The sequence below is a fragment of the Tenacibaculum mesophilum genome (assembly GCF_003867075.1).
Lineage (GTDB): Bacteria > Bacteroidota > Bacteroidia > Flavobacteriales > Flavobacteriaceae > Polaribacter > Polaribacter mesophilus.
In genome coordinates, this window is sequence record NZ_CP032544.1 from 748,647 (window position 1) to 775,138 (window position 26,492).

Below are 26,492 nucleotides of genomic sequence, written 5' to 3' on the forward strand. Positions count from 1 at the left end.
ACTTCTAGTCTAGTCCTTACCTTCACCCCTACTAACTTTATTTATTGTATTATGATAGAACCATTAATCACATCAATTTCAAAATACATTAAGTTAACTTCAGAACAAGAAAGCATCATTAAAAGTTTTTGGACTGAAAAGACTCTTGAAAAAGGAGCATATCTTCTAAGAAATGGTGATGTATGTAGAACCGATAATTTTGTAATTAATGGAACCCTTAAAGCCTTTTATATAAACGCTGCTACAGGAACTGAAGAAGTTTTATACTTTGCTATAGAAAACTGGTGGGCAACTGATATTGATAGCTTTCAAAAGCAACAACCTTCTATTTATAATATCCAAGCAATAGAAAAAACCAACTTGTTACAAATACGCTATGATTCTTTTCAGGAAATGCTAAAGCAAATACCTAAATTGGAGCGTTTTTTTAGAATTATACTCGAAAACTATCTTGGTAGCTTACAAAGAAGAATTATTCACAACAATGTGTATGATGCAGAACAACGGTATCTTGATTTTATAAAAGACTACCCAAAAATAGCAAACAAAGTTACTCAATACTTAATTGCTTCGTACTTAGGTGTAACTCCTGAGTTTTTAAGTAGAGTTCGTAAAAAACACAAGCCATCTTAAACTAGGTCAATTTTTTTTACTTTTTCTACAACGAACTTTGCCATATCATGTAAACTATATTAAGATATGAACAAAGTACTTATTATTAATGCTAGTGTAAGAAACCAAAAATCGCACAGCAGAAAACTAACACAGCTTTTTGTAGATAATTGGCAACAAAAGCATCCTGACGATACGTTTTCGTACCGAGAAGTTGGATTAAAAGAAATTCCTCACATCAACGAAAAATGGATTGCTAGTGCCTTTATTAAGCCTGAAGAAAGAACAGCAGAAAATCAATCAGGAGTTGCTTTGAGCAACGACCTAATTAAAGAATTTAAAGAACACGATGTGTATGTTATTGGTACACCTATGTACAATTGGTCTATTCCTAGCGGATTAAAAGCTTACATAGATCAGCTTATGAGAATTAATGAGACATGGAAATTCCGCTCAGGAACACCCGATGGTGATTATGTAGGTCTTTTGAAAAACAAAAAAATGTTTATTCTATCTAGCCGAGGAGATACTGGCTATGGTGAAAATAAAAAAAACGAGCACATGAACTTCCAAACTACCTATTTAAAGTTTGTTTTTGGAATTATGGGTATTAAAGATATTACCATTATTTCTTTAGATAATGAGGAGTTTGGAGGAGCTATTTTTGAAAACTCTAAAAAGAAGATATATCAAGAAATTGAAGCTATTTAATCCACCATCAAAATGCTGTTTACATTTATCTAAACAGCATTTTTTTATAGTCTCTTTATATCTCACAACACCTAACAAACATTTTTCTACACACGCACCTATTTTTATCTTTTTGTTGTTTGAAGTTGCTCCTCTTAGGCAGTAAATGACACTCCCCTTAGGCAAGGAGTGTTGACCCGATTAGGCTTCGTGTGTCGACCCGATTAGGCTTCGTGTGTCGACCCGATTAGGCTTCGTATGTCGACCCGATTAGGCTTCGTGTGTCGACCCGATTAGGCTTCGTGTGTCGACCCGATTAGGCTTCGTGTGTCGACCCGATTAGGCTTCGTGTGTCGACCCGATTAGGCTTCGTGTGTCGACCCGATTAGGCTTCGTGTGTCGACCCGATTAGGCTTCGTGTGTCGACCCGATTAGGCTTCGTGTGTCGACCCGATAAAAAAAGTTACACTTTTTTATCTTCCTTTTTTTATATTTGGATGAGTAAAAATTGTTAAAAACCTTTACACAAAATAATTATGAATAACATATATGGATAAAACATCCATGTATATAAATTATGTGTTATAAAAAAGAATATGGAAGATCATAGAATAAGAACGTCAATAATAAAGCCAGGAGAAACAATAATTACAATATGTCCTTCTATAAATGCAGGTACCATAGGACCTATATTTGGTGGAAAAGTTAATAATGCTTTTGGATTATGCTTAGTTAAAAAACCTTTAGGAGATTATATATTAATAGTTTATATGAAACTTCAATTTTTCTTCGAAAATAACGGTAATTTGGCTTGGAATAATTCAGATAAAACTAAGTTTATACAAAAGTTTGAAAGTGCCATAAGTCAAAAGTGGGGAGACATGAGAGTTATTAAAAGCTTATCGCAAGGTAAAAGAGTATTTTTAGATTTTAGATTCCTATCAGTTTATGACCAATGGAGTATTGGAGAACATTGGGAAATTTATGTACAAAAAATAAAAAAAGGAGGATTTGAACAGAGTTATGTTAACTCTTTTTTTGGTACAGCCCATCTTGACAGTGAAGATCTAACACCATCACTAAAATCTGATAATATTTATCAAAGAGGTGCAGTTCACGAATTTGGTCATATGTTAGGTTTAAATGATGAATATATTACTAGCTCTAAACATGTAGACGACTTACACTCAATAATGAATTCAGGGGAAATAACTAGGATAAGACATCATTCAAGTTATATAAAATGGCTAAACGAAATATTAAAAGAAAAAGGTATAAAATGAGAATAACAAACATATTACTAATTACATTCTTCTCTTTAAGTTTATTAAATTGTAACTCAAAAAAGCAATTAGAATACAAATGGGATAAGCTTACCAATGCTGATAGTGAACAGGTTGAAATTAAAAGAATAGAAGAATTAAGTGATTTTATTTCTAAAATAGATGGTCATTTTAAAATGAATGGTATTACTCAAAGTAAAGACACTTTAAATCTATTAACACAAACAAAGGATTCTGTAAAAATAGACCATATAAACCTTATAATTTACTGGGAAGAAAACAGTTTCCATGCAAAAAATTGGAAGCCTATAAATCAAGAAAATATTTACTTGTTTTTTAGAGAGTAGTTTTATGTGACTTTCCACGAACTTTAAATTGATTGCTTAGCTAAATAAATGAGTTTTTTCTATATTTTTAAACACTTACTTATTGATGATTTAATCAATAGAAGCTAATGCTTTTTACAATAAAAAATAATTTTTGAAATTTTAACAAAAAAAGTAGGGTTATTTTAATTATAACTGTTTCATAAATTGTAAGATGTATATAGTATATGACGCTGTTCTGAATAAAAAGCCCCTTCACTTTATTACATTTTTTTGTTTCACTACATTTTATTCTTGGCAGCGTCTTTTTTATTAGACATATATAGTTTATAGTATTGTTTGTTTAAGGCTGTTAAAAAAGCAGCCTTTTTTTAACTTTTATCCATACTTCTAACTAAAATAAAGGCAGTATTTTTGCCTAATGCAAAAAAATAATCAATCGAAATTAGAATTCATTGCTTTAATGGCTTCTCTAATGTCATTAGTAGCTTTATCAATAGATGCATTACTCCCAGCTTTAGAACAAATAGGTATTAGTATTCGAGTTCAACAAGGATCGCACGATAGTCAATTATTAGTAACAATGATTTTTTTAGGACTAGGCTTTGGGCAATTAATTTCTGGGCCAATTTCTGATAGTTTAGGAAGAAAGCCTGTTATTTATGGTGGTTTTATACTTTTTGTTATTGCAAGCTTTATTTGTGTTAGTGCTACAAACATAGAAATGATGGTTTTAGGAAGAGTCTTACAAGGAATAGGACTCTCTGCTCCTAGAACAATTAGTATTGCCATGGTTAGAGATAGTTTTAGTGGAAACTACATGGCTAAAATTATGTCGTTTATTGTGGTGATTTTTATTTTAGTTCCTGTTGTAGCTCCTGCTATTGGTAAGTTAATGTTGGATGCTTACGGATGGAAATCTATATTTTATAGTCAACTAATATTTGGTGTTTTAGTAATGTTTTGGTTATGGAAGCGCCAACCAGAAACTCTTCAAAAAGAAAATAGAATTAAGTTTGCATTTCGTTTATTTTTAGATGGGTCAAAAGAATTTATAAAATATAAACAAGCTGTAATTTTTACACTTATATCTGGTTTTATTACAGGGTCATTTATGGTATATTTAAGTGCTTCACAACAAATTTTTCAAGAGCAATATTTATTGGTAGACGAATTTCCGTACATCTTTGCCGGTTTAGCCATTTCTGTTGGTTTTGCTACTTTTTTAAATGGTTCATTTGTTATGAAGTTTGGAATGCATAAACTCGTTTCATTCTTTTTAATTATGTTTTCAATTGTTCCCATTATTTATATAACATTATTTTATCAAAAGGAAAATCCAAGTATTGTAGTATTATTAATCTTCTTTGCACTACAATTTTTCTCTATCGGATTTTTATTTGGAAATCTTCGAGCATTAGCAATGCAGCCTGTTGGACATATTGCTGGAATTGGAGCTGCAATTAACGGATTTGTATCTACCATTATGGCAGTACCAATTGCTACATTTATAGGAAAATATGTTGAAACCACTACTCTCCCACTTTTTATAGGTTTTTTTATATGTGGTGCGTTATCTTTACTCCTTTTAAACTTCACCAAATTAAAACCAGTAAATGAATAGTATAATGAAGCTAGATGTTATTTATGAAGATGAATATGTGTTGTGCGTATCAAAACCCAATAATGTTGTTGTACATCATGCGCATCATTCTAGAAATGTCGCTGATGAAAATTCTTTGTTACAAATAATTCAACAGCAATGCAATCAAAAAATGTATCCAATTCATCGTCTTGATAGAAAAACGTCTGGAATTATATTACTTTCTAAGGAAACAAAGTTTGTAGCTAAGTTTCAAGAACTGTTTACTAATAATGAAATACAAAAAACGTATTATGGAGTTGTTAGAGGTCATGCTCCTGAAACTAAAATTATAGATTCTCCTGTAAAAGGAAGAGACGCCAACGTGCATAAAGATGCAGAAACACATTTAAGTACTATAAAAATGGTTACAGTAAATATTCCTGTAAAACCTTATGACACATCTAGGTATAGTTTGGTAAAGTTAGCCCCTAAAACAGGTAGATTACACCAGTTACGAATCCATATGAACAAAATTAGTCATCCTTTAATTGGAGATCCTAAATACGGTGATAAAAATCACAATACAATGTTTATTGATAATTTTGATTGTGAAAACCTTTTTTTACACGCTTATTCTTTAGAGTTCATTCATCCATATTCGAATAAAAAATTATTAATTAAAGCTGATTTCCCTAAAGATTGGTATGTAGTTTATGAAAAGTTTAATTGGAGTTTATAATAATAGTCTCCTTATACTCTACTCTTTTTTATAAATTAAATACTGTTTTTATTTGAATAGAAATAGCTAATTTATTGAAAACAATAAAAAAGGGTAGCATAATTATGCTACCCTTTTAACTTTTTTAAAAATAGTTTTTTAAATATCTTTAAAAATTGCGTGCATTAAACGCTTTTTATCATTGATGCTTTCTTCAAGAGCAATCATTGTTTCCGTTCTATTAACGCCATGAATATCATCTATTCTGTAAATAATGTCTTTTGCATCGTTAGTGTTTTTAGCACGTACTTTACAGAAAATATTATATTTTCCTGCAGTTACGTAGGCTACAGTTACATTAGGAATCAATCTTAAATTGTCTAAAACATGTTGTGTCATAGATGTCTTCTCTAAAAAAATTCCAACGTGAGCAATAAATGAATACCCCATTTTTTCATAATTCAAGGTTAAAGTAGATCCTTGAATAATTCCTTCGTCTTCCATTTTTTTTACGCGTACATGTATAGTACCTGCAGATACTAACAGCTTTTTTGCAATGTCTGTAAATGGTGTACGAGCATTTTCAATTAAAATGTCTAAAATTTGATGATCGATTTCATCTAGTATGAACTTCTTCATTTTTTTGTTTTCTTCAAGTAATATTGCTAAAATATGGTTTTTTTCTAAAAAAAATAAGTTTTATTTAAAGAAAGTAGAATTTTTAACTGTTTTTTATGAATTCTTTGTGAGCTAAATACATAGATAAGTTACCTTCTTTTTCCTTTGTTAAAACGAGTGCAAATTTATCATTTTCTATAGTTTCTACATACTGATATGCAACATCTTTTTCATTATTTTTTGATCGATAAATCACATCGTAGAAGTTCTTGATATTGTTAGGGATAGCTAAATATTTTTTAAACTCTTTAAAATTATTTGTTAAAGAAATATGATAAATCCCCTGTAAAAGCGCATAAAAATTGAATTTTCTAACCTCTTCCCTTTCGTAATCACCTGCAAAATGTCCTGCTTCAATTAGTATTGTATTATGTCCTAACTTTTGAAAATTGTCTCCTGTTGCTGTAGGGTAAAATTCATCCGTATAACGACCAACATGATTGGGTATGATTTCTTGTAACAAATCATTCATAGCAACAATTACATTCATTGTTTCTTTTCTCCCTTCTGTAATTGTTCTTTTTTCTTCTTCTGAAGGGGCCAAAAACGATATTGTTGCTGGGTTTTTAGTTCCTTCAACACCAAAAATAGTTCTTTGATCATGTAAATTGAAGCAAAATTGAGGATTTACCTCTTCTAAAACACTACGTAAAAGTTTACTTTCTTTGGCTTCTAACTCAACAGCATCTCTGTTTAAGTCTACATTGTTAGCATTAACACGTGTATATGCTTGTGCTCCATCTGGATTTAGCATAGGAACAATGGTAATACTACAATTATCTATAATAGATTTTGTTATTTGGTGAGTAGGAAAGCGTTGTAAGAAGTTTAAAAAATCGAATACAGCTTTGGTTCCAGTACTTTCGTTACCGTGCATTTGACTCCAAATAAGAATTCTTTTTTTGCCTTTTCCCAATTTTAATTTATAAATGGCCCTTCCTTCTTCAGACTCTCCAATAATTTTTGTTTGAATTTCTGAGTTTTGTAAGCCTAAATATAAAGGCTCTATATCTGTTAGTGTTATCCACCTTCCAGATATAGAGTCTTCTTTAATTTTTGAATAATTATCTTCTAAAAAAGAGCTTTTTAAGTGTGTCATATCATAATTATAACGAAAACCAATCAGTAACCAGTTGTTTTTCAATTGGTTCAATGGTTTTATGTACATAATCATTTTTAGCAATGTCGTATTCATAGTCCTTAGACCATTCTCCAATATTTTCAGCTAATGTTTGTAACGATTCACAAATAAATTGTACTTCTTCATTTGTAATTGTTGGATGTACTGATAAACGTACCCAACCTGGTTTTTCTGTATTACAACCTTCTAATATTTGACCTTTTATTTCATTTGATCTTATTTGATCTACATTTAATAAGAAGTGTCCATAAGTTCCTGCACACGAACATCCACCTCTAGTTTGAATTCCAAATCGGTCGTTTAGTAATTTTACAACAAGGTTAAAGTGATATTTTTCAAAGTAGAAAGAAAAAATACTCAAACGATCTTTATGATCTGGAGCTAATATTTTAACTCCTTCCAAATTTTCTAAACAGTTAAAGATAATTGGGTTGATTTCATCTTCACGTTCCTTTATTTTATCAGTACCCATTTGATCTTTTACTTGAATACATAAAGCTATTTTTATAGTTTGTAAAAAAGCTGGTGTCCCTCCATCTTCACGCGTTTCTACATCATCAAAATAATCATGTTGCCCCCAAGGATTTGTATAACTAACCGTTCCTCCTCCAGGATTATCAGGAACCATGTTTTTATACAGTTTTTTATTAAAAATCAACACCCCAGAACTTCCTGGACCTCCTAAAAACTTATGTGGAGAAAAGAAAATAGCATCTAAATATTCATCTTCTTTTTCTGGATGCATATTTATATCTACATAAGGTGCAGAACAGGCAAAATCGACAAAGCATAAACCACCGTAACGATGAATTAAAGAGGCTACTTTATGGTAGTCTGTCTTTATTCCTGTTACATTTGATCCTGCTACTATAGAGGCTATTTTAATAGGTCTATCTAAGTATTTTTTTATAGTTTCTTCAAACTTATCTAAACACACTAAACCTTCATTATTACAAGGAACAACCTCTACATCTGCTATAGTTTCAATCCAAGATGTTTGGTTTGAGTGATGCTCCATATGACTTACAAAGACAATAGGTCTTTTTTCATCTGGAACCTGTGTATTTTCTTTTAAATTTTCATTTATTTTTAGTCCTAAAATACGCTGAAATTTATTCACAACCCCCGTCATACCAGACCCTTCTGTAATTAATACATCGTTAGAAGATGCATTTACGTGGCATTTAATAATATTTCGTGCTTCGTGATAGGCTAAAGTCATAGCAGCTCCTGATGTAGAAGTTTCTGTATGAGTATTGGCTACAAAAGGTCCAAATTTATTTAAAAGTTGTTCTTCTATAGGTCGATATAATCTTCCACTTGCAGTCCAATCTGTATAAATCATTTTTTTTTCACCGTAAGGTGTTTGAAAAGTCTGATCTATACCTACAATATTTTTTCTAAACTTATCAAAATACTGTTCTAAATCCATAGTTGAAATCTCTAGTTGTTTGTTAGGTAGCGTAAAATTAGCAGTATATTATTTGTTTGCCTAAAATAGTTATAATATTAACGTATTTATAATACTTTGTTATTAAAGTCTAAATTTACCTCCTATTAAAATGGTATTTTCAAAAAAGTAAAAACTTTGTGATGCTGTATCTATAGGGCTTTTAGTTGTTCTAACATCTGGCATATAAATATAACCTCCTTTTAAATCCGCTTGTACAAAAAAGTGTTTTAAGAATGTTATATTTAAACCACCTCCAATAGAAGCTCCGTATCCTGATAAATGAAAATCATCGTGACGCTCCATGCCTAAAAGGGTTGTGTTGGTTCTTGGGTATAAAATACCAAGCCCCACTCCTTCTGTTAAATTAATTTGTAAGTTTTCTAAGTTTAAACCAAACCAGTGACTCACATCATCAAAACGTTTTACTTCTACATTTACATAATTTAAACCGTCAGTGTGTTCAAAACGTAAAAAATCTGCTGCTAAATTGATAGTTTCGTTATTATATGTTCCATCATACTTCGCGTTTCCTATATTAATATTTCCATTAATTTTTACATCTTGATCAGCTATCATTACATATTTCATATGATCTACTCCAATAGAAATAGTATAGTTTTCTTTAAAGAAATATCCTATTCTATAATTTGTTTGAGGGATAGTTACTCTCCCTGGATTAAAATAATCATTAAATGAAAACTTAGTCTGTCTATCTTGAGCTTTTACATTTTGTAATGTAAAATCGTAATTAGCTCCTTTAAAACGAATATCTGAATTAGAATAACTAGCCCAGTTCCATCCCCAATAAACGAAGAATTTTCCTTTGTTAGTTACTTTTTTCTTTTGAATGATTTCTTCGTTTTTCTTCTGCGCTATTATTGATGCTGAAACCATCAGCATTAATAAACTTACTATTTTTAATTTCAATGAACTATTGTATTATTTGTTGTATTTCAGTTATAAATCTTTTAGCTAAAGCATCTGCATTGTCTTGGCTAGTACTTTCTGTATAAATTCTGATGATTGGCTCGGTATTCGATTTACGTAAGTGTACCCACTCGTTAGCAAAATCAATTTTTACACCATCAATAGTGTTTACATCTTCATTTTTATAGTTATTAGCCATTGTTTCTAAAATCTTATCAACATCAATTTGTGGTGTTAACTGGATTTTATTTTTGCTCATAAAGTAGCTAGGATATGAATCTCTTAAGGCTTTACAAGATATTTTTTTATGAGCCAAATGTGATAAGAATAACGCAACTCCTACCAACGAATCACGTCCATAATGAGATTCTGGATAGATAATTCCTCCGTTACCTTCTCCTCCAATTACAGTATTGGTATCCTTCATCATTTGTACTACGTTCACCTCTCCTACTGCGCTTGCCGTGTATGTTCCTCCATGTTTTTCAGTAACATCTCGTAAAGCTCTTGAGGATGATAGGTTAGAAACAGTGTTACCACCTCCTAATTGACCTAAAATATAATCGGCACAAGCTACTAAAGTGTATTCTTCTCCAAACATAGAACCATCTTCAGAAATTAGCGCTAAACGGTCTACATCAGGATCTACTACAATACCTAAATCTGCTTTTTCCTTGACTACTAATTCAGAAATATCCGTTAAGTGTTCTTTCAAAGGTTCTGGATTGTGTGGAAAGTGTCCGTTGGGTTCACAATATAATTCTACACATTTTACTCCTAATTCTTTTAGTAAAGCAGGAATAGCAATACCTCCAGTAGAGTTTACACCATCAACAACAACTTTAAATTTCACTTTTTTGATGGCTTTCTTATCTACTAAATCTAGTTTTAAAACTTCTTTGATATGCTTCTTTATGTAGTTCTTCTTTTTTCTATACGCTCCTAAATCGTCAACTTCAGCAAACTCAATTGTGGCATCATTTTCAGCAATCTTTAAAATGTCTGCTCCATCTTCACCATTTAAAAACTCTCCTTTTTCATTCAATAATTTTAAAGCATTCCATTGTTTTGGATTGTGTGAAGCAGTTAAGATAATACCTCCATCTGCCTTTTCTAAAGGGACAGCAACTTCAACAGTTGGTGTTGTAGATAAACCTAAATCGATTACATCAATTCCTAAACCGACTAGTGTATTTGCGACTAAGTTACTTATCATTTTACCCGAAATACGGGCATCTCTACCTATTACAATGGTAATTTTTTCTTTTTCGGAGTTTTTCTTTTTTATAAACGTACCGTAAGCTGCTGCAAATTTTACAGCATCTATAGGTGTTAAGTTGTCACCTGTATTTCCGCCTATGGTACCTCTAATACCTGATATAGATTTAATAAGTGTCATATTAATTTTTAATTGGTGAGCAAATATAAAGCTATTTAAGAAAGTATCCTTTAAAAAGGGAGAGCTTTAACTGTAACATTTGTTACATAAGGAATTAAAAAAACCGCTAAGCTTTACAAGCTTAACGGTTTATACATTTTAAGAAATTGTTCGGATTATTTTCCTTCCATTTTCTTCTTTAATTCAGCTAATCCACCGATATCTCCTAAAGTAGTTTTTTCTACTTCTTGAGCTTTAGCAGCAGCAGCTTTGATGTTCTTTTGTTCTTCTTCTCTAAAGATAGAAGTATGAGAAACAACAATTCTACGGTACTCTTTACTAAACTCAGTTACTTGGAACTTAGTTTCGTCACCTTTAGCTAATTTACCTCCGTCTTCTTTTTCTAAGAAACGAGTTGGAGCGAAAGCTTCAACACCATCAGCAAATACTACAGTTGCACCTTTATCATTTTTCTCTTTGATAGTACCTTCGTGGATAGATCCGATTGTATAAGTAGATTCATGAGCATCCCAAGGGTTATCTTGAGTTTGCTTGTGACCTAAGTTTAATTTACGGTTCTCTACGTCTAATTCTAATACTTGAACTTCTAATTGATCACCTACAGTTACGAAATCTGATGGGTGCTTAATTTTCTTAGTCCAAGATAAATCAGAGATATATACCAATCCATCAATACCTTCTTCTAACTCTACGAATACACCAAAGTTAGTGTAGTTACGTACAGTACCAGTGTGTTTAGAACCTACTGGGTATTTAGTAGTAATATCTGTCCATGGATCTGGGTGTAATTGCTTCATACCTAAAGACATTTTACGCTCTTCGCGGTCTAATGTTAAGATTTGAGCTTCTACTTCATCACCAACTTTTACGAAATCTTGTGCAGAACGTAAGTGAGTTGACCATGACATTTCAGATACGTGGATTAATCCTTCTACTCCTTCTTCAACCTCTACAAATGCACCATAATCAGCTAAAACAACTACTTTACCTTTTACTTTATCACCAACTTTTAAGTCAGCATTTAAAGCTTCCCATGGGTGAGCAGATAATTGTTTTAATCCTAATTGAATTCTTGACTTGTTATCATCAAAGTCTAAGATTACAACGTTTAATTTTTGATCTAACTCAACAACTTCGTTCGGGTGGTTGATACGAGACCAAGATAAATCAGTAATATGAATTAATCCGTCAACACCTCCTAAGTCAACAAATACACCATAAGAAGTAATGTTTTTAACAACACCTTCTAGTACTTGTCCTTTTTCTAATTGACCGATAATTTCACGTTTTTGATCTTCTAAATCAGCTTCGATTAATGCTTTATGAGATACTACTACGTTTTTAAATTCGTGGTTGATTTTCACAACTTTGAATTCCATAGTTTTTTCTACATATTGATCGTAGTCACGGATAGGCTTCACATCAATTTGAGAACCTGGTAAGAATGCTTCAATACCAAATACATCAACGATCATACCTCCACGAGTTCTACACTTAACAAAACCGTTAACGATTTCACCAGTTTCGTGTGCATTGTTAACACGATCCCAAGCTTTGATTACACGTGCTTTTTTGTGAGATAATACTAATTGACCTGAAGAGTCTTCTCTTTTGTCAACTAATACTTCTACTTTGTCTCCAACAGCTAAATTTGGGTTGTAACGGAATTCGTTTAACGAAATTACACCTTCAGATTTAGAGTTAATGTCGATAATAGCATCACGATCAGTAATACGTACTACTTCACCTTCGATAACATCGCGCTCGTTTACGAACCCTACAGTACCTTCTAAGGCTTTTTCAAATTCTTTTAATTTAGACTCATCAACTTCATCAATACCTTCTTCGTATTTGTGCCAGTTAAAGGTTGCTAAAAATTCTGCTGGATTTACAGCTTCTGCTGTGTTTTTTGTTTCTTCAGACATGTCTGAAATAAATATTTGTATCTTTTTGTTAACCAGATTTTTAACGATACTAACGCCAAGAGAAATTAAACTTAATAAATGTTATTTTCTATCCTTTTTAAATCTGTACTCGTAAAAAGGCCTGCAAATTTACGAATAATTATTGAAGTAACCTAAAATGTTTTGAGCTTAAGTAAGTTAAGATATATTATAGCTTTATTAATTCATCTATAATAAACCTATATGTTAATAGAATAGTTATATTTTGTTTGGTCAGCCCATTCAAGTTTGGAGATAATTCAGCAATATCTTGTAAATATTCAAAGCTAGTTTTGTTTGGAGTATCATAAATAGTTCCCCAGTCTAACCCTAAAAGCACGTCGTGTCTTTTGAATTTAAATTTAGTTCCAATTACAAAGTGTATCTGATCTCCATCTAAAATAGTGTTTCTTAATTTTGTTAATGAAACCTTTTTGTTTTCGTAGGCTAAATTATTTGTTCTAAAACCTCCTGATAATTCTAATTTTGGACTTATTTGATGTGAATACCCTACTCCAAAGTTAATAACTGATTTATTACCATTGACCCAGGAAAAAGCAGAGTTTCCGGATTTTATATTTGCGACTTTATAATCAGATATTCCAGTGTGATAACTGGTACTTAACCATAATTTACTATTTTTATTTACTAGAAAACTATATCCGATAGAAAACTCCCAAGGAGTTCGTATCTCTGGAGATATATCATTATCTACAATTTGCCTGCCTAAACTATGGTCACTATCTATTCTGGTTAATTCTCCTGTATAATATCCATCTTTTAAAATTCTCAAATACTTTGGAGTAGTTATTGTAAAACCAAAGTCGTGTTTATTAGTATCGTATAAAAAACCTATTTTAGTTATAAAACCTGTGTTATCATAACTGCTAGTTTGTTCAGAGTTAAAGTAGCTATTAGAAGTGTTATTAGCTGTATTTAGTTCTTCTAAAAATACTTTATTTCTATATTCAAAGTTAGAAATACTTAGAAACTGACTAATACCTAGGTAAATATTTGATGTTAATTTAAAACTTGTTCCAACTCCAAACCAATCATCTTCGCCTTTATATTCATATTCAAAGTACTGTGTATTTAAAAGGTTACTGTTTGTGGTTTCTCTTTTTGCATTAAAAAAATCTGTTAACTCGCTTTTACTTATTTTAATAAATGCTAATTCAATATTTTTTAAATTAAATTTAAAAGATATAAGAGAAGGTTTTAGCCCATAATTAGTATTTATTTCGCTGCTTTCCCTTGCTCCCCAAAAGCTATTAAAACCAAAGCTACGAATTACAGGCTGAAATAGAGATATACTTACTTGAGAAGGAACTTTGTGTATTCCTGCAGGGTTATAAAAAGTCATACTTTCATCATCTGCTCCAGCAGCTATAGCACCTCCTAACATAGATCCTCGTATACCAAACTGTTCAGTATTATACAAAAAGTTTTGAGCTTTTATGCTCTTAATGGGTAAAACCATTAAAAAGAGGATGATAATATTTTTTCTCATTAACTTCATTTTTTTCAAAGCCTCTATTAGTGTTTAATCTACTAATTTAATCTCCACCTTAAATAAATTATTAAAAACTTCAAAAATACTTTCAGCTTCTTTTTTACGTACTGAAATGGTATACTCGCAGTCTAATTCTAATTTTTGATTAATAATATCTAGGTTTCGTTCTTTGATAATACGTTGTACTTTATTCATCATATCGTACCCGAACTTTAACTTATAATGAATATCTATGGTTTTCTCAATAATTTCAGAGGCTTCTAAAGCTAATTGCGCTGAAGTTCGATAGGCATTAATTAATCCTCCTACTCCAAGTTTGGTTCCTCCAAAATAACGTACAGAAACAATTAAAATATTGGTTACATCAAAAGATTGTATTTGTCCATAAATTGGTTGCCCTGCTGAATTACTCGGCTCCCCATCATCATTAGCACGAAAACGAATCTTTTCTGTTCCCAATTGCCACGCATAACAATGATGACGTGCAGTATGATGTTGTTTACGGAGTTCTTCTAAACGTTCTTTAATATCTTCCTCAGTAAAAACAGGAAAAGCATACCCAAAAAACTTACTGTTTCGGTCTTTAAATAAGGTTTCCTCAGAGGGTTTGGTAATTGTTTTGTAAGTGTCTTTTATTTCTTCATTCATTATGCCGAAACTACTAATAAAATACTAATTATGGCAAGCCCAATACCAAGCCAATTTTTTTTGACCAATTTTTCTTTAAAAAATGTAAGAGCAAACACGGTGGTTAATATAACTATAGACACATTATTTATGGTAAAAACTGTAGAACTTTCAAGCCCCTTTGTTTGTAATGCTTTTAATAAAAATTCCATAGAATAATAGTTGGGGACTCCTAAAGCAATCCCTCCAAGGAACGTTTTCCATTCAAATACTCCTTTTTTATTTAGTAACTGAGCTGTTAAAATAAAAAAACCAAAAAATAAAGCGCATCCAAAAATAGTTGATAAGAACATTGGTAATGCTTCTTTAGGTACGTAAGTAGTTTCAGTATACTTTAATAATGTATCAATACTCCCTGACCCTAAAAAAAGTAATAAAGGAAATAACAAGTTTTTAAATTTTACTGAAGAAGTATCACTTTTTGCCGAAGATAAATATACTGCTATCAATGCCAAAACTATCCCTATAGCTTTAACTAATCCGATACTCTCATTGTATAAAAAGATTCCAATTATTACAGGGATTACTACCGACATTTTACCTGCAACTGAAGCTACTGAGAGTCCATTTTTCTGTGCCGTAACTCCCATTACATTAAATACAGCTATAAATAAAAAACCTAAAATAAAAGCACCAAAAAACCAGGGTTGATTTGGTATATCCATAATAGGTATGGAAACTTTTGTATGTATAAAACCAAAAGATAGTGCTACAGCATAATTTAAAACAATAGCTTGTAATGTATTTATTTTATAAACATCAAAGAGTTTAAAAATTACAAATAATAAACTAGAGATAAGAATGCTAAAAATTAAGTATATCACGCTATAAATTCTTTTCTTTTTAATAAATCAACCACATCTTCTGTTTTTGGACAATTATTCCATACATGAATCCCTAATTGTTGCGCAGTGTTAGTGTTCTCTTTGGTATCATCTATAAAAAAGGTTTCAGAAGCTTGTAGATTATTCTCTTGTAACACAAACTCAAAAATATCCGTATTTGGTTTTCTGAAATTAACTTCGTGTGATAAGTAAAACTGTTCAAAACAACTTTTAAATTCGTTATACAACTCTTCGCCCCAATCTTTTTGAATCCAAGAAATATGTAAATCGTTAGTGTTGCTTAGTAAAAACAATCGATACTGGTTACTAGCTGCTAATTCTTTTAAAAAACTCAATCGATGCTTAGGAAAATCTCGTAAAATAGCATTCCACGAACGGATTAAATCTTCTTTTGAAATATTGAATTTATCATGAAAAAAGGACACAAATTCATCAGTGGATATCAATCCCATTTCATACTGATAATATTGTTGCATCATTTCGTCAGAAATTTCAGTAACTCCTAATTTTGCTAATTCTTTATATGTTGCTTCTTTGTCTAAATTGATGAATACATCACCAAAATCAAAAATGATGTTTTTAATCATTCCTATATATTCTTAAAATATCGTTATCTATTTTTTCTTCAGAAGATAGCTTAGTGCTAAAAACTGGGTGCTTCACCCCTTCTCCAAAAACTACATCTCCAATAAAAACTCTAGCTTCATCCCATAAATTTGCATCGATAAATGTTTGTAATGTTTTAGCACCACCTTCAATTATAACTGACTGTATTTGGTGTTTGTGCAACACTTCACAAATTTGTTCCGCCACTTGAAAAGAAAAATCGATTTGTTCGTAAATGACATGTTGATTTTCCTCTTTCTTTTCTTCTGTTACAATTATTGTTTTTACATTTCCATCAAAAACAGTTACTTCTGACGGAATTCGTAAGTTTTTATCAATAACAATTCTTATAGGGTTATTTCCTTTCCAATTACGAACTGTCAGTGACGGATTGTCTGCAATTACCGTATTCGTTCCAACTAAAATAGCATGCTCTTCACTACGCCATTTATGGACTAACTGTTGAGAATATTGGTTAGAAATCCATACTGGTTTTTGCTCATCTTTGGTCAAAGGAGCTATGAATCCGTCTTTCGTTTCAGCCCATTTTAAAATAATGTAAGGACGTTTTTTATTTTGAACGGTAAAAAAACGTCTGTGATGCTCTATGCAATCTTTCTGACAAACACCTACAATTACATTTCTACCAGCTTTTTTAAGTCGCTCTATACCTTTACCCGCTACTAAACTATTTGTATCTACACACCCTATAACAATGTCAGGTATTCCTTTCTCTATTATTAAATCTGCACAAGGAGGTGTTTTTCCATGATGAGAACATGGTTCTAACGTAACATAAATGGTGGCTTCTTTGAGTAGCTCTTGATTTTGAACAGCATTTATAGCATTAACTTCTGCATGAGGACCTCCATAAGGAGATGTAAACCCCTCTCCTATTATTTTGTTATTATGCACGATTACAGCTCCAACGGATGGATTTGGTCTTGTAGTTCCTATCCCTTTTTTAGCTAATTCTAAGCAGCGTAATATGTAGACTTCATGATTCATAATGCTAGAACTTAATTTCTATATTTTCTACTTTATCAATAGGGTATACATGTGAAAAACCTAAAACTTTATATTTTAAACCTCCTTTAAAATGAATTTTCAAACGCTGGTTTATTAAAGAGTTTAAAACACCCCCTAAAATTCCGTTTTTATTATTTTCAAACACTCGTTTTGAAGGAATTACCACTTTTAGTGGAATATAAAATTCTTTACGAGCTGGAACTTTAAACTCTTCAGAAGAAACCTGTGCTACTTCTACTTCATCAATTAATACTTTAATTTCATCAGTAGCTATTTTACCACTTATATCGTTAGGGTTTTCAAAATAAGCATTGGCACCAACTCTAATCGTGTCTGTAGAAACGGATAAAAGTTTTATATCATCAACTTTTAAAAAAATCGGTTTTTGTTTTACCGAACAACTAATAATTAGCAATAAAAAAGGTAAAAAATAAATGAATTTCTTCATGAAAACTCGTGTTTTTTTGGGTACTTTGCTCTTGCAAAAGTACTATATTCCTATGACACCATGTGATTTTATTATTAGAGAAATTAAACCACAAGATAATGCCCAAATAGCTAAGGTTATCAGAGATGTATTAATCGAGCTTGGAGCTCCAAAAGTAGGAACCGCTTATGAAGATAAGGCTACTGATGAAATGTATGAGACCTACCAAAAAGAAAAGGCTGGATATTTTGTTGTAGAACATAATGGTGTTGTTGTAGGAGGAGCTGGTTTTGCTCAATTAGATAATTTTGAGGGGAGTATTTGTGAGTTTCAAAAAATGTATTTCTTACCAATAGCGAGAGGAAAAGGTATTGGTAGAAAATTAATAGGTTTCTGTTTGAATAAAGCTAAAAAAGCAGGTTTTAAACAGTGTTATTTAGAAACTTTGCCATATATGAAAACTGCAACATTACTATATAGAAAAAATGGCTTTATAGATTTAGAAGAACCACTAGGAAAAACAGGCCATTATTCTTGTAATATTTGGATGCTAAAAGATTTATAAAATGCTACTAAAACAATATAAAACATACTTTTCTGAGCAATTGATTTCAGTTTATCCACAAACGGAGATTGATACTTTTTTCTTTTTTTTAATAGATGAATATTTAAACTTACAACGTATAGATCTCACGTTACGACCTAATTTTGAAATTCCTTCAAACAAGAAAACATTATTAAATGAAGCCCTACTTCGACTAAAAAAAGAAGAACCTATTCAATATATATTAGGTAAAACAGAGTTTTATGGATTTCCTTTTATGGTGAATGAAAACACGTTAATTCCACGTCCTGAAACCGAAGAGTTAGTTGAATGGGTTATTCAAGAAATAAATAAAAAACAAGAACTCTTGTCTATTCTTGATATTGGAACAGGAACAGGCTGTATTCCTATCAGTTTAAAAAAGCACGTATCTAAAACAAGTGTAAGCGCTATTGATATTTCTGAAGAAGCTTTAAAAGTAGCAGAGAAAAATGCAATCTTAAATAAAGTTGAAGTATCATTCATACATCAAGATATTCTAAAAACTAAGAAATTGAGTAATAAGTTTGATATTATTATTTCTAATCCTCCTTATGTACGTGAATTAGAAAAAAATGAAATAAAAAAAAATGTACTAGAAAACGAACCACACTTAGCCTTGTTTGTAGAAAATGACAATCCATTGCTTTTCTATAAAAAAATAGCCGATTTAGCTAAAAATAATTTAACTAAAACCGGACTACTTTTTTTTGAAATTAATCAATATCTAAGTAAAGAGACTGTTGAAATGTTAAAAGATAAAGGTTTTACTAAAGTTGAACTTAGAAAAGATTTATTCGGTAATAATAGAATGATTAAAGCTAGTTTATAACTTCCCTTATTCATTGAGTTTAACTTACACCAAAAAATCTTTTAAAAAACGAACCTTTTTTTGTATTATCTTTTATAAACATATTTAAATCGTTATAATCAGATATTAAATATTCTACATACGTATCATAATCTGTATTTTTTGCATCCAAAAAACCAGTTAAGAACTTTTCAGAAGCCTCAACATCTTTCAATCCTTCTATTTCTAAAAGCTTTTTGTATAAGGGGGTTATTTCATTTATAGCCTTTTTAGGTGCAGCCTTTCTTATACCTTTATAATGAGTTACTTCTCCTTTTTCATTTTCTTTAACAATAAAGTCTGTCATAACCCAATAATACCTTCCTGATTTAGCTAAATTCTTAACAAAGGCTACCATATTCTTTTTTTCTTTTAGCCTTTGCCACATTAGCTTAAATATAATTTTTGGCATATCTGGGTGTCTAACAATGTTATGTCCCGATCCTGCTAACTCATGAACTTCGTATCCGCATGAATTTACAAAATCTTCATTACAATATTCAATAACACCTCTAGTATCAGTTATACTTAAAAGTATAGCATTATCATTTAATTTAATTTCAGTATCAATAGGTACTGGTTTTGGTAATTTTGGTTTTCTTTTTTGACCCTCCCCTGTTTGAGAATCCCATTTTTTTTGATAATTATTAGTTGTCATATTATTAATTGATTTTTGAGTTTGTAAGGTATAAATCGTTGTTTTTAAGTTTTAATACTATACAGATTGCGGGGGAGCATCAAAAAAATACACAACTATGAAAAGAAGTAATCTTAATAATTTCACAGATAACCTTAACACAGCTTGATACAAACATAAAAAGCATCTTTTTTTATAAATATGATAAATATCATACTTTAAAAAGTGTTATTATTTTATAGTGTTATTATTTTATTATTTTTTTATTAAAAAAAAGCAATTCATCTCTTAACACTTGTTTTTGGTTAACTAATTGTTTTCTACGCTTATAAAATTGTTAAAAAAATCATAAAAAAAATTAAAAAAAAAAAAAACGAAAATAACATGTTATTTTTGTGACCCTTTTAAAATATTAGTGTCTTAGGTATAGTGAAGAGACACGGAAAACAAAAAAATAGTTATAAAAACTTAAATGGGGAAAGCAAACTTACAAACGTTAATAAAAGAATCAGAGGCAGATAAAGGAATTGTTTTTGACTCTGAAGGACACGTGGTTGATTTTTATAATATCTCTAAAGAAAACAATATTGCAGCTATGGCTAATGTTATTCTTACCATGGCTGATGAATTTTTCCAAGACACTCTTAACTCTAAAAGTCTCAATCAATTAGTTTTAACATCAAACGACGGACTTATTATTATCAATAAATATGATAATCATACTATTTGCCTTTTGACTAATGATGTTTCTAAACTAGCTATGATTAAATTGACCTTAAAAAAAATAGCCCTTCAATAAATACTTTTTAATTAATTATTATAATAACCATTTTTACAATGAAAGAAATTTTAAATGATTTTATCGAAAACCTAAAAAGTAATGTTCCTGGGTTTGTTGCTGTATCTGTTACCGATGTTAGTTCTGGTGAAGCTTATGATTCATTTACAAAAGATGAGAGCTTTGACCCAAATTTAGCTTCAGCTTATAATTTAGAAGTAGTAAAAGCTAAATTAAAAGCTATTGAAGCTTTAGGTTTAAATGAAGAAATTCAAGATATTACCATAACCTTATCTAGTCAAATACATATTATTAACATTGCTCCTAGTGGTGCTTATTTTGTTTATTTGGCTGTAGACTCTAAAGACGCTAACTTAGGAATAACTAAAGCTTTATTAAATAAATACAAAGTAGACCTAAATAACGCTTTATAAAAAGTTATGAAAAACGTAAATCATTTACTTATTGATAAGTCTTTAAAAAAACAGCTTAACAAAAAAATAAAAGAATTTAGAAAATATAGGTTTTCTGAAGGAGAGTTAAAATCTGACAAGAAAAAAGGCAGTGACTTTTTTGGATTTTTATTCAAAGAATATGATAGTATGAACGATTTAGTAAAAGATATGTTTTAAAAAGCGCTTAAAGCGCTTTTTTTGTTTTTAAACATTAATAATAACAAGATTATCTCTATTATTATAACTTCTAAACTATTTACCTCTGTTAATATACTCACCAAGTACCTAGATTTAATAAGTATAGTAAATACTACATCCCCTCTCTTCTAAAGCTACTCTCTATAAGTATCTCTACAAAAAAACAACTTTTTTATCTTATGAATTAAGATGTAAAAGCACCAAATAACGTAATAAAATATTATAAAATGTATAAATAAGCATTTTACAACTTTAAAAATACCACTACATTGCATCTATGAAAAAATACGATGTTATTATTCTCACTGATAAGAGATATGTAAACCCCCAAAATATTGACAGCTATACACAAAATGTATTAGACGAAGACAATTATGTCAAAATAGCCCTTGAAAATCAAGGTTTAAAAGTAGCTCGTCTCTCATGGGATGACACTACTTTTGATTGGTCTACAACAAAATATGTTTTATTTAGAACCACTTGGGATTACTTTGATAGATTTTCTGAATTTTCAAAATGGTTAAATACTGTAAGTAAACAAACAACATTGTTAAACTCAGAGAAAATTATTCGTTGGAATATTGATAAACATTATTTACAAGACTTACAACAAAACGGAGTTCATATTTGTGAGTCCTATTTCATTGAAAAAGGAACACAGTCTACATTAAAAAAACTTTCTCTAAAGTATGATTTAAAAGATTTTGTTTTAAAACCTTGTATTTCTGGTGCTGCGAGACACACTTACAAAATCAATTCAGAAAATATAAACGAATATGAAAAGATTTTCTCTTCGTTAATTATAGAAGAAGCTATGATTATTCAGCCTTTTCAGTATAACATAATTGAAAAAGGAGAAATTTCATTAATGGTCATGAACGGTAAATTTACACATGCTATTTTAAAAATAGCAAAACCAGGAGATTTCAGGGTACAAGACGATTTCGGAGGTTCAGTTCATAACTACACTCCTACTAAAGAAGAAATTATATTTGCTGAAAATGCTGTTAAAGCTTGTATAGAACCTCCTATTTATGCACGTGTTGATGTTTTTACTGATAATAATGGTAAATTAGCTATTGCTGAATTAGAGCTAATTGAGCCTGAACTTTGGTTTAGAAATAACCCTGCAGCAGCAGATGAATTAGCTAAAGGAATTAAACAATTAACATTAACAAACAGAAATGAAGAAGTTATTTAAAACATTAGGTATATTATTGCTAATTGGAGCTATTATATTAGCTGTTTTTTACTTTAAAAACAACGAAAGCCTTCCTACAGGCAAACAAGGACCTAAAGCAGATGCTTTAGCCACTAAAATGCTTGAAGCATTGAATTATGAAGCTTATAAAGATACTCGTTTTATTGAATGGAGTTTTAGAGGAAAGCATTTTTATAAATGGGACAAACAAGAAAATATTGTCGAAGTATCGTGGGATACCAATAAAGTAATCTTGCATACAAAAAGCCCCGAAAAAAGTGTTGTTTTAGTAAACGAAAAAGAAGTTAAAGACAACAAAATACTTCAAAAAGCAATAGACTACTTTAATAATGATAGTTTTTGGTTAGTAGCTCCCTATAAAGTATTTGAAAACGGAATTGAACGTAGAATTATACAATATGAAGGTAAAGATGCTTTATTGATTACTTATACTACGGGAGGATCAACTCCGGGAGATTCTTATCTATGGATTTTAGACGAAAACGGCAGGCCTACCAGTTATAAAATGTGGGTTTCTATAATCCCAACAGGCGGAATGGAAGCCACATGGAGTGATTGGGTCACAACTGAATCTGGAGCAATACTACCAACAAAACATGAAATGCCAGTTGGTACTCTAGATATGGGAGATGTAAAAGCATATAATTAACATTATTGAAACTTACAAACAATAAAAAGAGCAGCAATTTTGCTGCTCTTTTTATTTTATATAATACAGGAATTATTTTCCGAAATAGAAAGTAGCACCAATATTAATCCCAAAAGAAGAATAAGGAACTTTTTGAGATAATTGCTTTTCTCCAGCTGGATTTGCACCAAAAGGTAACTCATCAACATACTCTATATTTTTGTTAAATACAGCAGCTAAAGGATTATATTGAGCATTAGGGTGATTAGCAAAAATAGCTTTTACTTGCTCTATAGATCTTGCTTCTCCATTAACATTTGCTGAAAATTCAGTAATTTCTGAAGTATCTCTAGTAACACTAATTCCCATGTATTCTAATTCTGCAAAAAGAGATACTTTATCACTTAAGTCATACTTATATCCAACAGCACCTATAAAACCTAATGGCAAACGGCCCTTGTAATCTTGAGTATAATCTACATTAAGCATTTCTGTTTGAGACAATGCCATTCTTATTTTCCCATCAGATTCAGTTTTTCCTCCTACCTTAATCAAGGCTCCAAAACGTCCATAGATATTATTAGTAAATTTATAAACTAACGAAGCAGATGCCCCATAAGCTTTACCTCTAGCTTCAATGTTTATATATTGAGCTTGTGTAGGTAAATCAACTAAAAGAGAAGTTTGATCTGCTCCATTTAAGTATCCAACACCAACTTCAACACCAAAAGTGTCGTTAAAAAAATACCCTCCTCTTAATTGAGTATGTAGTCCTTCACCATAACTACCGTAAGTGTTCTCTACTCCAGATGCAGTAGTTTCAGTACCAAAACGTACACCAGCACTAGAAATTGAATACCCTCCTGCTGCAGAAACATAAAACTGAGCACTTACACTCATTGTTGCTAAAATCATAGCAAGCATTAAAATACTTTTTTTCATAATAAATTATTTGTTAACTTTAAATTGATAATTAAGTAAACAAACCTAATGAAAATATAGGATTAACAAAACTTTATAACTGTTAAATTATTAGTATTATTGTAGTAAAAAGCATTTAAAAAAACACTTCTTTTTTGAATAAAAACATTTTAAACACTGAGGTTCAGGATTATATTAATCACAACCTAACATCCAATATAGAGCAATTAATTTTTAAAGGAAGCCCTTTTGAAAAAATCTCTATTCAAGAATTAGCCAACCAAATCATTGCGAAACAAAAATCTGAAAAAAAACTACCTACTTGGTTTCAAACAAAAAACATCTATTATCCTCCTAAACTAAGTATTGAACAAACTTCTTCTGAAATAACAGCTGAGTACAAGTCTAAATTAATTAACGGAGAGTCAATAATAGATATTACTGGAGGCTTTGGTGTTGATTGTTATGCTTTTTCAAAACAATTTAAAAATGTTATGCATTGTGAGCTAAATGAAAAACTTTCAAAAATTGTTTCATACAATTATAAGCAAATGAAAGTGTCTAACATTGAAACTATAGCTACAAACGGATTAAAATATCTAGAAAATACTTCTGAAAAATTCGATTGTATTTACATTGATCCTTCTCGAAGAAACGAAAAAAAAGGAAAAGTTTTTTTATTGAGTGATTGTATACCAAATATACCTGAAAATTTAGATTTTTTATTTGAAAAGTCGAACACAATTCTTATTAAAAACTCACCAATTTTAGACATTACATCAACTATAAATGAATTGAAATTTGTAAAAGAAATTCATGTTATAGCAGTTAATAATGAGGTAAAAGAGTTACTTTTTTTATTAAAAAAAGACATTAAAGTACCTATTGAAATAAAAACATGTAACATACTGAAAAACAATTATCAATTTTTTAATTTCAGTTTAAAAAACAAAATAAAACCTGAATATTCTCTACCGTTAAAATATCTTTATGAACCTAATGCCGCTATTTTAAAATCAGGAGGATTTAACGAAGTAGCAAATCAACAAAAAATAGGTAAACTACATCAACATTCTCATCTTTATACTTCAGAAAATTTAGTTGAAGATTTCCCCGGAAGAATCTTTAACATCAACAATGTATTTACTTACAATAAAAAAAGAATAAAGAAACAAATAACAGAATCTAAGGCAAACATTACAACACGTAATTTCCCAAAAACTGTAGCTCAAATTAGAAAAGAAACAAAATTAAAAGACGGTGGAAATACTTATTTATTTTTTACCACAAACCTAAACAATGAACTTATAGTTATTGACTGCACGAAAAATGGTTAGTATCCAATACTATTATTCGTAATTTATCGTTTATTTAATTGATAGAAAGCCCCTATCAAAAGGTATGTTTTATTGTTTAGGGGCGATAAAACATACCAAAAGCCTTGATTCTTAAATGTCAGGGCTTTTCTTTTTACTTACTTTTTTACATACATTTGCTATCATCATGAAACAGACACAAAGCTACCAATCTATTAAACTTTCTATTGATTCTTTAGAAAAATTTGATGACACTCTTGTAATAGAAGCTCCATTACAAATAAACATTAACAAAGAGCCATACACAGTAGTGATGAGAACTCCTGGAAACGATGAAGAATTAGTAAGAGGCTTATTATATGCTGAAGACATCTACAAAAATAAAGATGGAGTTAAAATAAACATAATAAAAACAGAGAAGGACTTTTCTACAGTTATAAACTTGGAAATTTTAAAAAATAAATTAGGAAAAGGATATTTAAATAAACGTACTCTTTTATCAGTTTCTTCATGCGGAATTTGTGGAAAAAAGGAATTAAAAGATTTAAAAATTAAAGGAAAGTCTTTAAAAAGAAACTCTGCCAAGAATATTAAAGATTTAGTTGAAGAAATCCATTTTATGTTTCTGGAAATGAACAAGAAGCAATTTTTATTCAGATCTACAGGAGGTAGTCATGCTTGTGCTATTTTTAACACCAATAAAAAATTATTAACTATAAAAGAAGATATTGGTCGCCATAATGCCGTAGATAAATGTGTTGGTGATTTAATCAATAAAAACAAGCTAAAAGAAGCTAATTATATGTTAGTTAGCGGAAGAGTTTCTTATGAAATAGTTTCTAAAGCTTTTTTAGCTAAAATACCAATAATAATAGCAGTTTCTGCTTGTTCTTCTTTAGCTGTAGATTTTGCAAAAGAATTTGGAATTTTCCTTATTGGTTTTAGTAGAAATAATAAAATGACTGTTTATTCTACCCCTCACGAGTTATAGAAATTATCAATTAGAAGCTCTATTATACTCTTTAAAATTTATGAATGAAAA

General features: G+C 30.3%; 29 protein-coding genes. 15 read left to right on the top strand and 14 right to left on the bottom strand.

Features of this window, described 5'->3' with window-relative positions:
- The first annotated feature begins 51 nt into the window (after positions 1 to 51).
- The 6 genes from D6200_RS03520 to D6200_RS03545 all read left to right on the top strand — a co-directional run bounded on the left by D6200_RS03520 (position 52) and on the right by D6200_RS03545 (position 5,235).
- Complete coding sequence (locus D6200_RS03520; protein ID WP_073184042.1) at positions 52 to 633, top strand: Crp/Fnr family transcriptional regulator; 582 nt, start codon at positions 52 to 54, stop codon at positions 631 to 633.
- 66 nt (positions 634 to 699) lie between these two features.
- A complete protein-coding gene (locus D6200_RS03525; protein ID WP_073184044.1) occupies positions 700 to 1,323 on the top strand; it encodes an FMN-dependent NADH-azoreductase in 624 nt (207 codons plus the stop codon).
- Positions 1,324 to 1,898: 575 nt separating this feature from the next.
- Entirely contained in the window at positions 1,899 to 2,585 is a 687-nt protein-coding gene (locus tag D6200_RS03530) for a hypothetical protein (RefSeq protein WP_047788820.1), read from the top strand.
- On the top strand, positions 2,582 to 2,932 hold the full coding sequence (locus D6200_RS03535; RefSeq protein WP_125064366.1) for a hypothetical protein: 351 nt from the start codon (positions 2,582 to 2,584) through the stop codon (positions 2,930 to 2,932). The genes D6200_RS03530 and D6200_RS03535 overlap by 4 nt, the downstream gene beginning before the upstream one ends.
- A 400-nt stretch (positions 2,933 to 3,332) precedes the next feature.
- Positions 3,333 to 4,535 carry a multidrug effflux MFS transporter gene (locus tag D6200_RS03540; RefSeq protein WP_047788822.1) on the top strand — a complete coding sequence of 401 codons (1,203 nt, stop codon included), beginning with the start codon at positions 3,333 to 3,335 and terminating at the stop codon, positions 4,533 to 4,535.
- A complete protein-coding gene (locus D6200_RS03545) occupies positions 4,528 to 5,235 on the top strand; it encodes a pseudouridine synthase (protein WP_317039787.1) in 708 nt (235 codons plus the stop codon). Before D6200_RS03540 ends, D6200_RS03545 begins: the two co-directional genes overlap by 8 nt.
- A gap of 138 nt (positions 5,236 to 5,373) precedes the next feature.
- Here D6200_RS03545 and D6200_RS03550 read toward each other — a convergent pair whose 3' ends face one another.
- The 12 genes from D6200_RS03550 to D6200_RS03605 all read right to left on the bottom strand — a co-directional run bounded on the left by D6200_RS03550 (position 5,374) and on the right by D6200_RS03605 (position 17,883).
- Positions 5,374 to 5,853, bottom strand: a complete 480-nt coding sequence (locus tag D6200_RS03550) for an Lrp/AsnC family transcriptional regulator (protein ID WP_047788824.1) — start codon at positions 5,851 to 5,853, stop codon at positions 5,374 to 5,376.
- 82 nt (positions 5,854 to 5,935) lie between these two features.
- Positions 5,936 to 7,036: a M14 family zinc carboxypeptidase gene (locus D6200_RS03555; protein ID WP_240627198.1), complete on the bottom strand. Its 1,101-nt coding sequence runs from the start codon at positions 7,034 to 7,036 to the stop codon at positions 5,936 to 5,938.
- Positions 6,999 to 8,465, bottom strand: a complete 1,467-nt coding sequence (locus D6200_RS03560; protein ID WP_073184046.1) for an aminotransferase class V-fold PLP-dependent enzyme — start codon at positions 8,463 to 8,465, stop codon at positions 6,999 to 7,001. The genes D6200_RS03555 and D6200_RS03560 overlap by 38 nt, the downstream gene beginning before the upstream one ends.
- A gap of 102 nt (positions 8,466 to 8,567) precedes the next feature.
- Positions 8,568 to 9,386 (bottom strand): hypothetical protein, encoded by an 819-nt coding sequence (locus D6200_RS03565; RefSeq protein ID WP_389863594.1) that lies wholly within the window; start codon positions 9,384 to 9,386, stop codon positions 8,568 to 8,570.
- 31 nt (positions 9,387 to 9,417) lie between these two features.
- The gene (gene glmM / locus D6200_RS03570; protein ID WP_073184048.1) at positions 9,418 to 10,812 is read right to left on the bottom strand and encodes a phosphoglucosamine mutase; all 1,395 of its coding nucleotides are present in this window, start codon (positions 10,810 to 10,812) and stop codon (positions 9,418 to 9,420) included.
- 155 nt (positions 10,813 to 10,967) lie between these two features.
- On the bottom strand, positions 10,968 to 12,737 hold the full coding sequence (gene rpsA / locus D6200_RS03575; protein ID WP_047788829.1) for a 30S ribosomal protein S1: 1,770 nt from the start codon (positions 12,735 to 12,737) through the stop codon (positions 10,968 to 10,970).
- Positions 12,738 to 12,924: 187 nt separating this feature from the next.
- Positions 12,925 to 14,265 carry a hypothetical protein gene (locus D6200_RS03580; RefSeq protein ID WP_125064367.1) on the bottom strand — a complete coding sequence of 447 codons (1,341 nt, stop codon included), beginning with the start codon at positions 14,263 to 14,265 and terminating at the stop codon, positions 12,925 to 12,927.
- Between the two features lie 33 nt (positions 14,266 to 14,298).
- Positions 14,299 to 14,916 carry an IMPACT family protein gene (locus tag D6200_RS03585; protein ID WP_206337267.1) on the bottom strand — a complete coding sequence of 206 codons (618 nt, stop codon included), beginning with the start codon at positions 14,914 to 14,916 and terminating at the stop codon, positions 14,299 to 14,301.
- A complete protein-coding gene (locus D6200_RS03590) occupies positions 14,916 to 15,779 on the bottom strand; it encodes an EamA family transporter (RefSeq protein ID WP_073184053.1) in 864 nt (287 codons plus the stop codon). Before D6200_RS03590 ends, D6200_RS03585 begins: the two co-directional genes overlap by 1 nt.
- Positions 15,776 to 16,387, bottom strand: coding sequence for an HAD-IA family hydrolase (locus D6200_RS03595; RefSeq protein ID WP_073184055.1), 612 nt, complete (start codon positions 16,385 to 16,387; stop codon positions 15,776 to 15,778). Before D6200_RS03595 ends, D6200_RS03590 begins: the two co-directional genes overlap by 4 nt.
- The gene (gene ribD / locus D6200_RS03600) at positions 16,380 to 17,417 is read right to left on the bottom strand and encodes a bifunctional diaminohydroxyphosphoribosylaminopyrimidine deaminase/5-amino-6-(5-phosphoribosylamino)uracil reductase RibD (protein WP_073184057.1); all 1,038 of its coding nucleotides are present in this window, start codon (positions 17,415 to 17,417) and stop codon (positions 16,380 to 16,382) included. The genes D6200_RS03595 and ribD overlap by 8 nt, the downstream gene beginning before the upstream one ends.
- 1 nt (position 17,418) lies before the next feature.
- Complete coding sequence (locus tag D6200_RS03605) at positions 17,419 to 17,883, bottom strand: LEA type 2 family protein (RefSeq protein WP_073184060.1); 465 nt, start codon at positions 17,881 to 17,883, stop codon at positions 17,419 to 17,421.
- A 52-nt stretch (positions 17,884 to 17,935) separates the two neighbouring features.
- Here D6200_RS03605 and D6200_RS03610 point away from each other — a divergent pair, with 52 nt between their 5' ends.
- Together D6200_RS03610 and prmC are read left to right on the top strand one after the other, a co-directional pair.
- On the top strand, positions 17,936 to 18,427 hold the full coding sequence (locus D6200_RS03610) for a GNAT family N-acetyltransferase (RefSeq protein ID WP_073184191.1): 492 nt from the start codon (positions 17,936 to 17,938) through the stop codon (positions 18,425 to 18,427).
- Position 18,428: 1 nt separating this feature from the next.
- Positions 18,429 to 19,277 (top strand): peptide chain release factor N(5)-glutamine methyltransferase, encoded by an 849-nt coding sequence (prmC, locus tag D6200_RS03615; protein ID WP_073184062.1) that lies wholly within the window; start codon positions 18,429 to 18,431, stop codon positions 19,275 to 19,277.
- Between the two features lie 19 nt (positions 19,278 to 19,296).
- Here prmC and D6200_RS03620 read toward each other — a convergent pair whose 3' ends face one another.
- Positions 19,297 to 19,953, bottom strand: a complete 657-nt coding sequence (locus tag D6200_RS03620; protein ID WP_073184064.1) for a PAS domain-containing protein — start codon at positions 19,951 to 19,953, stop codon at positions 19,297 to 19,299.
- A 451-nt stretch (positions 19,954 to 20,404) separates the two neighbouring features.
- Here D6200_RS03620 and D6200_RS03625 point away from each other — a divergent pair, with 451 nt between their 5' ends.
- The 5 genes from D6200_RS03625 (at position 20,405) to D6200_RS03645 (ending at position 23,234) form a co-directional block, all read left to right on the top strand.
- Positions 20,405 to 20,731, top strand: a complete 327-nt coding sequence (locus D6200_RS03625) for a roadblock/LC7 domain-containing protein (RefSeq protein ID WP_047788836.1) — start codon at positions 20,405 to 20,407, stop codon at positions 20,729 to 20,731.
- A gap of 38 nt (positions 20,732 to 20,769) precedes the next feature.
- Complete coding sequence (locus tag D6200_RS03630) at positions 20,770 to 21,144, top strand: hypothetical protein (RefSeq protein ID WP_047788837.1); 375 nt, start codon at positions 20,770 to 20,772, stop codon at positions 21,142 to 21,144.
- A gap of 6 nt (positions 21,145 to 21,150) precedes the next feature.
- Positions 21,151 to 21,342, top strand: a complete 192-nt coding sequence (locus D6200_RS03635; protein WP_047788838.1) for a hypothetical protein — start codon at positions 21,151 to 21,153, stop codon at positions 21,340 to 21,342.
- A gap of 298 nt (positions 21,343 to 21,640) precedes the next feature.
- Positions 21,641 to 22,564 carry an ATP-grasp domain-containing protein gene (locus D6200_RS03640; RefSeq protein WP_073184067.1) on the top strand — a complete coding sequence of 308 codons (924 nt, stop codon included), beginning with the start codon at positions 21,641 to 21,643 and terminating at the stop codon, positions 22,562 to 22,564.
- Entirely contained in the window at positions 22,548 to 23,234 is a 687-nt protein-coding gene (locus D6200_RS03645) for a hypothetical protein (RefSeq protein ID WP_073184069.1), read from the top strand. The genes D6200_RS03640 and D6200_RS03645 overlap by 17 nt, the downstream gene beginning before the upstream one ends.
- Before the next feature lie 72 nt (positions 23,235 to 23,306).
- Here the strand turns inward: D6200_RS03645 and D6200_RS03650 are convergent, their stop codons facing one another.
- Positions 23,307 to 24,155 (bottom strand): outer membrane beta-barrel protein, encoded by an 849-nt coding sequence (locus D6200_RS03650; RefSeq protein WP_073184071.1) that lies wholly within the window; start codon positions 24,153 to 24,155, stop codon positions 23,307 to 23,309.
- A 134-nt stretch (positions 24,156 to 24,289) separates the two neighbouring features.
- Here D6200_RS03650 and D6200_RS03655 point away from each other — a divergent pair, with 134 nt between their 5' ends.
- Positions 24,290 to 25,471, top strand: coding sequence for a THUMP-like domain-containing protein (locus D6200_RS03655; RefSeq protein ID WP_073184074.1), 1,182 nt, complete (start codon positions 24,290 to 24,292; stop codon positions 25,469 to 25,471).
- Between the two features lie 166 nt (positions 25,472 to 25,637).
- Positions 25,638 to 26,441 (top strand): formate dehydrogenase accessory sulfurtransferase FdhD, encoded by an 804-nt coding sequence (fdhD, locus tag D6200_RS03660; RefSeq protein WP_073184076.1) that lies wholly within the window; start codon positions 25,638 to 25,640, stop codon positions 26,439 to 26,441.
- Positions 26,442 to 26,492: the final 51 nt, after the last annotated feature.